Below are 12,617 nucleotides of genomic sequence, written 5' to 3'. Positions count from 1 at the left end.
CGTTCGTTCTTTCCCGATCACGGCGGCCACACCCGCCGCATGACCCATTGTAAGCGCTCCGCACACTGGCGGACGATGCTCAGATGGACCGGGAATTTTCGAACCAGCGCGCGAAATCGTCCGCAGCAAGCGGCTCCGACAGCTGGTAGCCCTGGTATTCACCGCAACCGCAGCGTTTGATGCACTCCAATTCCTCCGGGGTTTCCACGCCTTCGGCGATCACTTCCAGCCCCAGGCTCGTGCCCAGCGCGACGATCGCCTTGACGATGAGTTCATTGGCAGGGATCCGGTCAATTCCGCTGACGAAGGAACGGTCGATCTTGAGACGGTCGAGCGGAAAGGTCCTGAGATAGCTCAGGCTCGAATAGCCGGTGCCGAAATCGTCGATGGCGAGGCGGATGCCGGAATCGCGCAGCTCCCGCAGGATACCGACCGAGTTTTCCGCATCCGCCATCACCGTGCTCTCGGTCAGCTCCAGTTCCAAGTGGTCTGGGCGGATGCCGGTCTTTTGCACGATGGCCCGGACCTGGTCGCAAAAACTCCGGTTCCTGAACTGCAAGGGCGAGATGTTGACGGCCATGCGCAAGGGCGGTAACCCCTGGGAAAGCCAGCGGACCTGCTGGGCACAGGCCGTCTCGAGTGACCACAGGCCAAGGGGCAGAATCAGGCCGGTTTCCTCCGCCACCGGGATGAATTTCAACGGCGGTACGACACCCAGCGTCGGGTTGATCCAGCGCAGCAACGTCTCGGCCCCGACGAGACGGTCGTCCGCCGTCGCCATCTGGGGCTGGAAATAACAGTGGAACTCACCCTTTTCCAGCGCCGCATTCAGATAGGATTCGAGCGTGACGCGCTCGACCACCGTCGAGTTCATTTCCTCCGTGAACAGTGCGAGCTGGTTACGCCCTTCGCGCTTGGCATGGTACATGGCCGCGTCGGCCTTGCGCATCAGTCCTTCGACCGTCGTATCGTGTTCAGGGAACAGGACGACGCCGATGCTGGCCGACGCCGTGATCTCATGATCCTGGATCAAGAACGGCCGTTCCAGGCTCTGCACCAGCTTGGCTGCCACTGCCAGCGCTTCGTCCGGCCCCTGCACCGGTTCCAGCAGCACCGTGAATTCATCGCCGCCGAGGCGCGCCACGGTATCCACTTTGCGCACGCAGGCGGCGAAACGGCCGGCTACCCCTTGCAGCAACTGGTCTCCCGCTGCATGCCCGAGGGTGTCGTTGATCAGCTTGAAACGGTCGAGGTCGATGAACAGCAGGGCGATCCGGTAACCGCCGCGCTGCCCACGCAAACAGGCGCGCTTGAGCCGGTCGTTCAGCAGCAGGCGGTTGGGCAGGCCGGTGAGCGGGTCGTAATGCGCCAGATGATAAAGATGGTTCTGCTTACGGTTGGCAACCTCCTCGAACAGGTCGTGCCCGCTGCCGATGCCCAGATACAGACCGCCCTCGGTCACGATGAAACCGCTGACCATGTGCCGCATTCCGGCGTCGATGATGATCCGGGAGAGATCGTCGATGCTGGAATCGGCATCGACGATGATCGGCCTGGGGTCCATGAACGCAGCTATGGAGTGCTTGTGGTAGAGGTCCCGGCTGTACGGGTGGAGGAACTGTTCCACCAGGGAATAACGGTCGATCAGACCCACCGGCCGCATCGCGTCGTCGACCACCGCGGCGGCGGTCAGGGTGGGATCGTGCAGAAACCGGTCGAGGATGGCGATGCAGGGGGAATCACGATGATAAGGCGGGAAGCGCCGGGCGAGCACCCGCACTCGCGCATCGGCGGGGAAACGGGCGGCATCGAAATCGGGATGGGCGTGACGTTTTTCTGCCTCGTTGGTGCGGACGTCCGACATCGCGGGGCGCTCCCAGCTTCGATTCACTCGGGAAGCCCAACATAACGGCCGACCGTTACCGAAATGTGAAAGACCAGACCGAACCCGGTCAGGCGCGCTCGCTAGGGCCGGCGTTCAGTTCGACGTATTTCCGGTAGAGCGTATCGTGGTCCTCCCGGTAATCGGGATCGGGGTGGATACACTCCACCGGACACACTTCGACGCACTGCGGCCGTTCGAAGTGGCCCACACACTCAGTACAGCGGGCGGGGTCGATCACATAGATGTCTTCCCCCTGGGAGATGGCCCCGTTGGGGCACTCCGGCTCGCAAACGTCACAGTTGATGCATTCGTCGGTGATGATCAGCGCCATTTCGCTTCCAAGGTCGATGACCGCCAGGCTCAGCCCTTCCGGTAGAGCGTGCGGATTTCGGGCTTGCCGCATTCCGCGGCATGCCGGTTGAGATGTTCCGTGACCTGTATCAGGTGGGCGTTCAGGGCGATGATGTCTTCCAGCAGCATGCGCGCGGCCTTGTGATCGAACAGTGTCAGCACATCGTGGTTCCGTTCCATGCTGTGGCTGAGCATCCGGCACAACTCGCCGGACAGGCGATGGCGCTTGGACGAGAGTTCGTTGAACGTCTCCAGGCTGGCGTAATAGCGGCCAAGCGCTTCATAATCCGGTTCCATCAACACACCCTCCACGCTTCGGGTGTCGTGATTGTAGGGCCACAGGCACGGCGGCTGTCAACGTACACCACTCTTGCCGTGGCGGGAAACCCGGTGCATAGTGTGGTTTCCTGGCGTTGCATCCGTCACGGTACGACGGGAGACGGTCACATCCGGACCCGACATCGCCGCGATGTCACGCCCGCCAGGCACCTTGCAAGTGACCCCGATCAGGAACCCGCCTAAGGAGCAGGAATACATGCGCACGATCGCTAGCGATACCGGCATCGGCAGGCTGAAACACGTCGCTCTGTCCACCTTTCTCGCGATTGCCGGGACCGGCCCCGCAAATGCGGCGCCACACCCTCTGCCCTGCTCGGATGAAATCGCCAGATACTGCAAGAACCTCGGCCTCGGCGGCGGCCGCGTGCAGAACTGTCTCAGGGAGCATGACGCGCAGCTCTCGCCGGCCTGCCGCGCCGGCTTGGAATCCGCTCTCGCCAGACACCGGGAAATACAGGCCGCCTGCGGGGCCGACGTCGAGCGCCTGTGCAAGGATGTCCGGCCGGGTAAGGGCCGGCTGGCAGCCTGCCTGAAAGAACATCACCGGGAGGTGTCCTCCCTCTGCAAAGACACCCTGGCTGCCGCCCGCAAGGCCGGGAGCCGGACTGGACCCACCCGCCGAACCCAAGGAATCCACCCATGACCATGGAGTTCTCGACACAATCGCGCCGTGCCGGCGTCCGGGGTTTTCTGCATTGCATGGGCCTGGCCTCCCTGCTCGCGCTGGGCGCCGCCTCCAACGCTCAGGCCTGGGAAGAATGGGAAGACGAAGCGGACAACCCCATCCAGGCGCAGTGCTACCGGGTGGAACGCTGGGGCGACGGCTACAATCTGGAGCAGGTCGGGAGCGTCACCGTGCACAGCAACCAGCAGGCCGCGCTCATCTGCAACAACGTGGAATACGCCTGCAGGGGACGCTGCATCGCCTGCGCCCACGATTACGACTACTACGAAGACATCTGCGTCGACATGTCCGGACGACAGTTCGTCAAACCGTGATCCCGTCGGGCACCGGATCGAAACCCGCAGTGGCCGCTTCCGCCGGGCCGAGCAAAGCCGGCGCTTCCCGCGACGCTCCCGTCCGCCAGCGCGGGGATTGAAACCGTGCCGGCCGACTGGCTCGCCCGTCCTCGGTTCGTATCCGCATTCTCCATCGTCGTCTTCCTCCTGCTCGCGGCATTCGGCGAGTATGTCGTCCGAATCGAGGCGGAGCGGCTGCGGGTGATCGCCCAAAACCAGGTGCTCGCCGAGGCTTCGACGATACGGGCAAGGCTGGAAGGGGAACTGTACTCCACGCTCTATCTCGCCAACGGCCTGAGCAGCTACGTATCGGCCCACAAGGCCCTCGATCCGGCAGCGGTCAAGATCATCCTGAGCACCGTCTTCGGTTACGGGCGGCATTTGCGCAACATCGTGCTGGCGCCGGACAACGAAGTCCGTTTCACCTATCCGCTCAAGGGCAATGAAAAAGTGATCGGCTTCCGCTACCAGGACAACGCCGAGCAATGGCGGGCGGTCAAACGGGCCATGGAAACCCGCACCACCGTGCTCAGCGGCCCGGTGGACCTGGCACAGGGCGGGCGCGGCCTCATCAGCCGAACCCCGGTGTTTCTGCCTGACGGCGAGTACTGGGGAATCGTCGCCCTGGTGATCAATATCGACTCGTTGTTCGCCACGATCAACAAGGACCGCCGTCCCGCCAGGATCACCTGGGCCTTGCGCAGCAACGACGAGACCGGGGAGAAAGGCCGGATCCTCCTCGGCGACGCCTGGCTGTTCGACCATGACCATGTGAATCTGTCGATCGCCATCCCCGGCGGTTCCTGGGAACTCGCGGCAACTCCCGCCGAAGGCTGGCGGCCCCCGGGGAAACGCCTGCTCGTCCTGCGCATCGCCACTCTGGCTCTGTCGGGTCTGATCGCCGCCCTGGTCTTCCTGGTGCTATTCGAGCGCATCCGCATCCAGCATCTGGCCTTGCACGATTCCCTCACCGACCTGCCCAACCGGCGCCTCCTCGACGACCGGCTCGAACGGGCCATCGCCCAGGCCCGGCGCAACCGTGACGGTTTTGCGCTACTCTACGTCGATCTCGACGACTTCAAACCCATCAACGACCGTTTCGGTCATCGGGCCGGCGAACACGTGCTCGTGGAAATCGCCCGGCGGCTCCGCGGTGCGCTGCGCCGCGCCGATACCGTCGCCCGTGTCGGAGGCGATGAATTCATGCTGATCCTTCCCGGCGCCCGGGGCCGCCATGGGGCGATGACCGTCGTGCAAAAGCTCGCCGGCATCATCTGCCAACCGATCGGCTATAAAGGTCAGTACCTCAACGTCAGTGCCTCGATCGGCGTCTCGACCTATCCCGAGAACGGCGTGACCGCCGACGCCTTGATCAGCCACGCCGACGGCTCCATGTACAGATTCAAGCAGCATCGGAAATCGCCCACCGACATCAACGGCAATCAGCGATCAGGGGCGGTCTCGTCCGAAGTTAGCTGAAATCCGGCTCAGCCGGCCATTCGACTTCCGCCATCCTTTTACAGCGCTGAAATCTCCCGGTCATTTGTCAGAATGACAATCCTATAGCGACGCCCCCGGGTTACCGTTCTCTATGGCAAGACTCGACGCTCACACATCCCGCCGGCTCCCCGCACCCGGCGGGAATGAATCTCGGAAAACCCTCCGTTCGCTGCTCCCGCACTGGGCGGCCGCCGGCATCGGGCTGGGAGCCATCGTGCTCGGCGCTTCAGGCCATGCGGATACGAGCGGCGCCTACTATGAGAGTTTCGGAGATTTCCTGCGACAAACCAAGTTCCACGGCAACCTCCGCAGCTACTATTTTTCCCGCACCTATACGGGCGAAGCGACGAACCAATACGCGTACTCCTTGGGGGGCTATGCCGGTCTGCTCACCGCGCCGCTTTATCATTTTCAGGCCGGCCTGACGCTGGGAGCCGGCAAACAGCCTCGGTCTCAACCCGGCCAATCCGGCCGGGGTCGATACAACCCTGCCGGGCGGCACCGTCTGGGTACTGACCGAAGCGTTCCTGCAATACAGACACGAGTATTTGACCTTGCGCGGGCCGGACCAGATTCTGGACACGCCTTGGATAAACCCGTCCGATTCGCGCATAAAACCGTCGGCATACCGCGCTTTCTATGGTGAACTCACGCCGTTCGCCGATCATGCCCCGCTGAAGGGTTTGAGTTTCGTTGGCCTGCGTGTGTTCGAATTCAACGGGCGAGCGGAAGGATCGTTCTCTCCGACCAATCTTTATTTTCCAGGACACGCCGGGGGCTCACCGGTCTCGGCGTTGTACGGTAAGAGCACCCCGGGCGCTTTGGCATTCGGGCTGAAATACGGTAGCCCGGGAAAACCGCTGACGGCCCAGCTCTGGTATAACAAATTCATCGATTTCTCCCAGCTCCTATGGTTTGACGGCTCCTTTGTCCACAAAACCGGCACCGGCTTCGATCCACTCTTCGGTTTTCAGTTCGGGAGCCAGTGGAGCGACGGGAACAACCTGCTGGCACAGGTGGGACGGGGCGCAGCCGGAAATATTCAAATCTACGGCTTACTGGCAGGCATCGATACCCCCCATGTGCGCCTGACCGCATCTTACAATGGCATTACCAGGCAAAACGGGGCCTTCGGCAACGGTGCACTGCTTTCGCCATACACGACCGGCTATGCAACCGACTATCTATACACCACGCAGATGATAGGCGGCATGATCGAAACGCAATCCCCGGGGAGCGCATTCAAGGTGGCGGCGACCTCATATCTCATGGACAAGCAGATCAAGGTCCTGGTGTCTTATGGCGGCTATTACATCGCGCCCACCAGCACCTTCACCTCCAATCCCTATGAAACCGATGTCGACGTAACCTACAGCTTTCCAAAATCATCGGGCCTGGACGGATTGTCCATCCGAAACCGGTTCGGCTGGCAGAATGGCAACATCCAAAGGCAGGATTTCTTTTATAACCGTCTCCAGATCCAATACCAGTTCTGACAGAGGTCGCTGCAATGTTCCCTGAAAAGAGTCGCGGTCCGATTGCCTGTCTCCTGAGCGCCGGCTTTGGAGTCATCGGATGCACCGAACCCTCCCCAAAACCCGCCGCCAGCGAGTACCCCGCGGCCCTGCCCACCACAGCGGCCGGGGATGACACCGCCAGAATCCTTTCCGCTGGCACTGGAAAGTCCGCGCCGAAACCGGCCCTCATCCGTGCGCGGGACTTCGAAGGAACGGTCAAGGCCATTCACCCAGCCATCCGCCAAGTGGTATTCCTGCTCGCCGATGGAAAGCGGGTCACCGTAACGGTCAGCCCCCGGGCGGGCAGCCTCGCTGACCTGCGTGTCGGCGATCTCGTCACGTTTGAACTGGCCGAGACGGTGGAAATCGTGAGAAACGACGATCATCATCCGGAAACTGGAGAAATCGTCATGCATCCCGTGCCTGGCAGCATGCAAGAACGCGAGTATTTCAATCCTTACTACCACCGGGACGGCGTGTCCGCCGCCAAGCGTCACGAATCTCACTGGAGCGGAATCATCGAGATTCCCTCCTGGGTGGTCTCCTACGATTCCCAATCGCGCCTAATCACCCTCAAAAGCCGTGAGGGCCGGGTATTCAGCGTACGCGTGGCTCCGGAAGCCGGAAAGCCTGACGAATATGCACCCGGAGAAGCCGTCGTCGCCCGCTTCAAGGAAGTAGAGGACGTTACCGTGATCAGGCCACGCTGATGCAGGCGCGGTCGATCCCGGTCAGAACATGAACACAGGTGGACCCACCATGAAACCGCTCCATATGCTTTTTTCCCTGCTCGGTTTATCCGCATGTGCGATGGATACTTTTACGACGGGGGTACCGGTTGACGAGCTGGAAAAAGTAAGTGGGGAAAAGCCTGCGCACCATGCTCGAAACGTCGATGGCGTCGACATATGGACCACGGGCGCGCCCGATAGGAAATACAAGATACTGGGGATGATCCATGACGTCCGGCGGAACGTCCCCTGGCGAACGCGGACCTATCTCAGCGACCTGGCTCAGGCCACGAAAAAAGCCGGGGGCGACGCCGCCATCATCATCATCGCCGACAGCAAGCTAGTCTACAAAATGGGGATGGGGTGCGACGCCTCGGTGGAAACCACCGAAAAATGCATACATGCCCAGGGAGCATCGCTCAGCGGCGCCGCCCCCGGCGAGGAGGCCACCATTTACAGCGAGAACATCGAATCGACGTCGGTCCCCCTCGAATACAAGGACTCGAGGGTCCTAGTCATCAAATATCTGGACACGAAATAGGCCGGGAGGAAAGGCACCGCATCCCGGGCCATCACGAACCTTCCAGCTTCCCCCAGATGCCGGATGGCGGCTTCCGCGCCGGACGCGAACGGCCGAACTCCGGCCGGTACGACGTCGGCCCGGCGGCGGTTTCCGTAACGACGAACCCCTGCTTCTCCAGCGCATCCAGCCGGATCCCCGCCTCCTCCTCCGGCATTTCGAACCGCTCGGCGACTTCGCGGGCGGAAGCCGAGCCCTGGCGCACCAGCCATTGGAGAACCCGGCGCTCGGCGGGCGACAGCGCGAGCAGGTCGCCGGCCCTGAAACCGGGGGATGAAGGACTCTCCGACACCATCTCGGATTCCTCTCTGCGAAACCGGCAGCGCCCGGTCAAGCGGCGTCGATCCGCTGTGCCGCCGCTTCCAGTACGGAAGTCACGGGGTGATCGGGATTCGCCAGGGCGAAGATGTCGCCGCTGCCCAGAATGGCGACGTCGCCCGAGAGGGGCAGGACACCGAGCACCGGCACATGGTAGGTCGACTCGACCCGCTGCTTCAACGCGCCGAAATCCTGTGGATTGATCGCCTTGTTGACCAGCATGAACGTCTGCTCCACCTCGAGCTGGCGCGCCAGTTCGACCGTGATCGCCGTGCCCTGGTAGTCCTGCTGGTCGGGACGCAGGATCAGCAGCAGGATGTCGGAAATGGCGATCGACAGCAGGGTTTCCTCGTTGACGCCGGGATGGGTGTCGATCAGCAGATGGGTGAGTTCCAGCCGCTCCATCAGTTCCTGGAATCCGCTGTTGAGGAGACCGACGTCGTAGCCGTCGCGCAGGATCCGGGTGATCTCTCCTGTGCGCATGCTGCCCGGTATCAGGTGCAGGGAGCCGGCATCCTTCAACCGACGCCCTTCCAGCACGCCGCTGACGTCATAGGCGGCCTCCTCGATCCGGCATTTTCCCCACAGGTAATCGTTCAACGCATAGCGGAATCGCTCCGGCGAAAGGTTGAACAGGACATGGATGCCCGGTGACTGGATGTCCGTGTCGACGATGCCGACGCGCTTGCCGAGGCGGGCCAGTAGCGCGGCGAGGTTCGCCGTCACGTTGGACTTGCCGGTGCCGCCGCGAAAGGAATGTACGGATATGATCTTTCCCACGACTGAAGTCCTCGAAGGTACGAACCGTTTGCGGCGGCCCGAGGCCGCCGCCGTCGAATGTCAAGGGTCATGCTCGGCGAAAGCCTGCGCCGAGGGTTCCGCGGCGCGTTTCCGCTCCTCTCGGATGCGCGTGGCCTTGGCTTTCAGATCGGCAAAGAATTCAGTGTCGGAGATTTGCCTGATCTTGGCCTGCGTGTCGGCCTCGTCGATGTTGACCCGAAGCTGCTCCAGCTGGGCCTCGAGCAGATCGTGACGGGCCCGCACTTCCTGGACCATGCGCAGGAAGACGTGGGCCAGTTCACCGAATTCGTTGCGCCACCGGGTGTCACGCTCGAGCTGGCGGACGTCGAGGTGCCGCGCGTCGAGTTCGTCTTTTTCCAATGCCGCCGCTACCTTACCCAAGGTGAGGATGGGGCGGATCATCCCGGCGGCCGTCCATGAACCGACGGCGACCGCCAGCACCAAGAGACCCAGCGACAGCCAGGCGGCCGAATGAATACCGGTGATGAGATTTTCGATCAAGTCGCTCTCCTCGATCACCACCGCCAGTCGCCAGTCCAGGCCGAGACCGGCGAACTGCCGGTCGGTGAGGAGATGATCGGTATGCACGTAATTGTGCTGCTCGCCGCGCACGTATCTGAACGATTCGGCGTCCGGGACTGCGAGGAAACCGTAACGCTCGGCGATGTAGCCCGCCGTGGCGCGAATGATGGGATCGCTGCTTGCGGTTGCAAGCGGTAGCCGCCCCGCGGTCGGGCCCGGGAACGAGCCGCGCGAGCCGGCAATCAGATGGCCTTCGGCATCGAAGAGGAAAGCGATGGACGAATTCGGCAGATGGAGATTCTGGAGATAACGGCCGATACCGGCCAGATAGATGTCGGACGAGACCACCGCCCTGGGCCTGCCATGCCCATCATAGACAGGCTCGGCCACCGTCACGACCGGCGCCGACCCTTGCAGGAGCGGGCTGAAATGGATCGGCGAGACGACCAGGCCGCCCTTGGCCAGCGCATCCCGATAGTATGCCTCGGTACGGGGATCGTAGGCCGCCTCCTGCACCTCCAGCGGCATGCCCCCCTTCCCGTAATTCTCCAGCAGACGCCATTCGATGACGCCGCCCCGCCGGATATCCGACACTTTGACCACCTTCTTGCCATATTCCCTGCGGTCGAACCGGAGGTTCTGACCGGCGGAATTGGCAATGCTGAGATTCGCCCAGCGCGTCATCTGAGCCTGGGTCCACACACCGTTCGAGAGCTTCTTCACCAGCCGCGGCTCCAACAGATCGTCGAGCGGCAGATCCGGCCGGCCTCTGAGGCTGTCCGCGTAAACCTGGGTCAGATCGATGGGCTGTGACAGAAAACGGTAGAGCTGGTCGTCGATCATATTCCCGATCAGTTCGAGGATTTCCTTGGCGGTGTCCTGCGCCTCCCGCATGTGACTGACATAGGCGATGGCCCCCGTCAACCCCACGGCGACGAATATCTGCAAGGCAAAAATCAAGGGGAATACGACCCGGATCGATGTCATTCACGCTCTTCCGGCAGCCACCGACGTGGGCTGGACAGGGTGCCTAGGCCGGCCCGGCGTGTCCCGAATGGCCGCCGAGAATGCCATCGACACCGGCGCGGCCGCGTTTGCGCCAGGGAATACCCAACAGGCCCTCATCGTCCCGCAGCGTGGTCCGCTCTATCTCCGGATCCCGGCGCTCGCCCGAATAAAGCGGCCGCATGCCGTTGAGACAGGCCAGAAGCGCCGCCCCGTTGTTGACGACGACCGCGCCGACCGTACTCAGATCGAAGAAGATCCCGCCGGCCACCACGGCGATGTTGGCGGCGGTGACCGCCACGATGTTCCGGTGCACCAGACGCATCGCCTCGCGGGCGGTCTCGATGCCGTAACACAGGCCCAGGAGGCCGTCGTCGAGCAGCACCACGTCCGCGGTCTCACGGGCGAGATCGGTGGCCTGCTGGAAGGAGACCGCCACGTCGGCGCGGCTCATGGCGGGTGCGTCGTTGACGCCGTCGCCCACATAGGCGACCGCGTCGTGCTTCCGGCGCAATCTGCGCAGCACCTCCACCTTGTGCTCGGGAGACGCCTCCGCGAAGGTGCAGCCCGGCCTGATGCCGAGCTGGTAGGCCACCGCATTCGCGGACTTGCTGGTGTCCCCGGTCAACAGGTAACACGCAATACCCATCCGCCTCAAGGTCTCGATGGTGACCGCGCTTTCCCGTCGCAGGGCGTTGCTGAAGAAAATCGCGCCCAGGACCTCGCGGTCGCGGACGACGTAGCGGATCGAGCGGTTGAGGATGACGCCGTCGTGCCGACGGTGATACCCGGCGTCCACCGGAATGCCGCGTGACGCCAAGAACTGGAACGTCCCCACGATGATTTCAGCCCCATCCACCCTGGCCAAGACGCCGGAATCGGAGTAGTCGAGCGGATCGCTGGCCGTCAGCGCGACCCCTCTCGTTTCGGCATGCGAGACCAGGGCGGCGCTGAACGGCAGCAGCACGTAGCGGCCCGCCGAAGCCGCCCAGTACAGCAGCTCGGCTTCAGAGACCGAAGACAGGGAGGTTTCCAGCGCCCCAACCTCCACGCCGCGCTCGGTCAGTGTCCCGGTCTTGTCGAATACCACGGCATCCACCTTGGCCAACCGCTCCAGCGCGTGTCCGCTGCGGATCAGAATCCGGTTCCGGGCGGCGTGATGGAGCGAGGCCAGCACCGGGACCGGCGCACTGATACCGATACCCTGGGCGAAATCCAATTGGAGCGGCGCCATGGCCCGGGAGAGGTTGGCGGTCGCCGCGAACACCAGCGCGCTGGCCCCGATCGCCGGGAGCACCGCCCGGTTGCCGATCTCTTCCATGTAATTGCCGATGCGGGTCTCCTTCCAGGACCGCTCCTCGATCGTTTCGGCCAGCTGCGCCATCCGCGTTTCCGCCCCCAGCCGGCGCATCTCCACTACCAAACACCCCTGGGTCAGGAGGGAGGCCGCATAGACTTCGTCCGAAACTCCGCGCGGCACCAGCCTGGCCCCTCCCAGCAGATCGTGCCCGTCGATCAGCCCGTCACCGCCCACCACGACGCCATCGCCAGGCACCCGGTCGCCGGATCCCAGGATCACCTGGTCACCCGCCCGCAAATCCTTCGCCAGAACCAGGCGCCGGCGTCCCTTACGCTCGATCCAGTACTGCCGGTTGGGAACCCTGTCGGGCTTGCGCCGCTCGCCGGTGATGGCGGTCAGATCTCTCAGGACACGGGCGGTCTCGGTGAGACAGATGGCCAGGGCGGGCGCCAACGCCTCGCCCGTCGCGCCATGAACCAGGACCCAGAGCGAATCGAGGAGGTCGGCGTTGGGACGTCCGGTCCTTTTCAGATTGGCGAGGGTACGCTTCCACAAGGGAAAAGCGGCGCGCGCGAGGACGATGCCGACGACGGCGGGGGCGAACGGCCATTCCAGGGGCGTGGCAACCACCGATATGCCCAGAGCCAGGACCGGATATTTGAACCGCTCGCCGTAATCGATCGTGGGCTGCACCGCCGCGGTCTCGTCCCCCGCGGCGGCCGTTCCGCCCTGGCACCGGGGAGGCACG

Annotated in this window: 13 protein-coding genes; 6 read left to right on the top strand and 7 right to left on the bottom strand. The window is 63.2% G+C overall.

Annotation, left to right across the window (positions count from 1 at the left end; all coding sequences use genetic code 11):
• Nucleotides 1-79: 79 nt before the first annotated feature.
• The 3 genes from ACSHWJ_RS10565 to ACSHWJ_RS10555 form a co-directional block, all read right to left on the bottom strand.
• Nucleotides 80-1,891, bottom strand: a complete 1,812-nt coding sequence (locus tag ACSHWJ_RS10565; RefSeq protein WP_435928728.1) for a putative bifunctional diguanylate cyclase/phosphodiesterase — start codon at nt 1,889-1,891, stop codon at nt 80-82.
• A gap of 61 nt (nt 1,892-1,952) precedes the next feature.
• The gene (locus ACSHWJ_RS10560) at nt 1,953-2,216 is read right to left on the bottom strand and encodes a YfhL family 4Fe-4S dicluster ferredoxin (protein WP_010959819.1); all 264 of its coding nucleotides are present in this window, start codon (nt 2,214-2,216) and stop codon (nt 1,953-1,955) included.
• A gap of 29 nt (nt 2,217-2,245) precedes the next feature.
• On the bottom strand, nt 2,246-2,533 hold the full coding sequence (locus tag ACSHWJ_RS10555) for a hypothetical protein (protein ID WP_010959818.1): 288 nt from the start codon (nt 2,531-2,533) through the stop codon (nt 2,246-2,248).
• A gap of 238 nt (nt 2,534-2,771) precedes the next feature.
• On the opposite strand from ACSHWJ_RS10555, the gene ACSHWJ_RS10550 reads away from it, so the two are divergent.
• The 6 genes from ACSHWJ_RS10550 (at nt 2,772) to ACSHWJ_RS10525 (ending at nt 7,884) form a co-directional block, all read left to right on the top strand.
• Nucleotides 2,772-3,218 (top strand): cysteine rich repeat-containing protein, encoded by a 447-nt coding sequence (locus ACSHWJ_RS10550; RefSeq protein ID WP_010959817.1) that lies wholly within the window; start codon nt 2,772-2,774, stop codon nt 3,216-3,218.
• On the top strand, nt 3,215-3,574 hold the full coding sequence (locus tag ACSHWJ_RS10545) for a hypothetical protein (protein WP_017364287.1): 360 nt from the start codon (nt 3,215-3,217) through the stop codon (nt 3,572-3,574). The genes ACSHWJ_RS10550 and ACSHWJ_RS10545 overlap by 4 nt, the downstream gene beginning before the upstream one ends.
• 105 nt (nt 3,575-3,679) lie before the next feature.
• A complete protein-coding gene (locus tag ACSHWJ_RS10540; protein ID WP_432539767.1) occupies nt 3,680-5,074 on the top strand; it encodes a diguanylate cyclase domain-containing protein in 1,395 nt (464 codons plus the stop codon).
• Between the two features lie 575 nt (nt 5,075-5,649).
• Complete coding sequence (locus tag ACSHWJ_RS10535; protein WP_218797251.1) at nt 5,650-6,591, top strand: hypothetical protein; 942 nt, start codon at nt 5,650-5,652, stop codon at nt 6,589-6,591.
• A 14-nt stretch (nt 6,592-6,605) separates the two neighbouring features.
• Entirely contained in the window at nt 6,606-7,322 is a 717-nt protein-coding gene (locus ACSHWJ_RS10530) for a hypothetical protein (RefSeq protein ID WP_218797250.1), read from the top strand.
• Nucleotides 7,323-7,563: 241 nt separating this feature from the next.
• Nucleotides 7,564-7,884: a hypothetical protein gene (locus ACSHWJ_RS10525; RefSeq protein WP_249385123.1), complete on the top strand. Its 321-nt coding sequence runs from the start codon at nt 7,564-7,566 to the stop codon at nt 7,882-7,884.
• A 31-nt stretch (nt 7,885-7,915) separates the two neighbouring features.
• On the opposite strand, the gene ACSHWJ_RS10520 is transcribed toward ACSHWJ_RS10525, so the two are convergent.
• Genes ACSHWJ_RS10520 through ACSHWJ_RS10505 form a run of 4 tightly spaced genes read right to left on the bottom strand, consistent with a single transcriptional unit; the run spans nt 7,916 to nt 12,616 of the window.
• Nucleotides 7,916-8,218, bottom strand: coding sequence for a helix-turn-helix domain-containing protein (locus tag ACSHWJ_RS10520; RefSeq protein WP_218797248.1), 303 nt, complete (start codon nt 8,216-8,218; stop codon nt 7,916-7,918).
• 35 nt (nt 8,219-8,253) lie between these two features.
• Nucleotides 8,254-9,021 carry a MinD/ParA family ATP-binding protein gene (locus ACSHWJ_RS10515; RefSeq protein WP_218797247.1) on the bottom strand — a complete coding sequence of 256 codons (768 nt, stop codon included), beginning with the start codon at nt 9,019-9,021 and terminating at the stop codon, nt 8,254-8,256.
• A 60-nt stretch (nt 9,022-9,081) separates the two neighbouring features.
• Entirely contained in the window at nt 9,082-10,551 is a 1,470-nt protein-coding gene (locus ACSHWJ_RS10510) for a cache domain-containing protein (RefSeq protein WP_432539766.1), read from the bottom strand.
• Between the two features lie 43 nt (nt 10,552-10,594).
• Entirely contained in the window at nt 10,595-12,616 is a 2,022-nt protein-coding gene (locus ACSHWJ_RS10505) for a heavy metal translocating P-type ATPase (protein ID WP_010959810.1), read from the bottom strand.
• Nucleotide 12,617: the final 1 nt, after the last annotated feature.

Origin of the sequence: Methylococcus sp. S1M (assembly GCF_051295855.1) — a bacterium.
GTDB lineage: Bacteria > Pseudomonadota > Gammaproteobacteria > Methylococcales > Methylococcaceae > Methylococcus > Methylococcus capsulatus.
The sequence above is the reverse complement of the archived record's forward strand: the minus strand, read 5'-3'. Positions and strand labels throughout refer to the sequence as shown.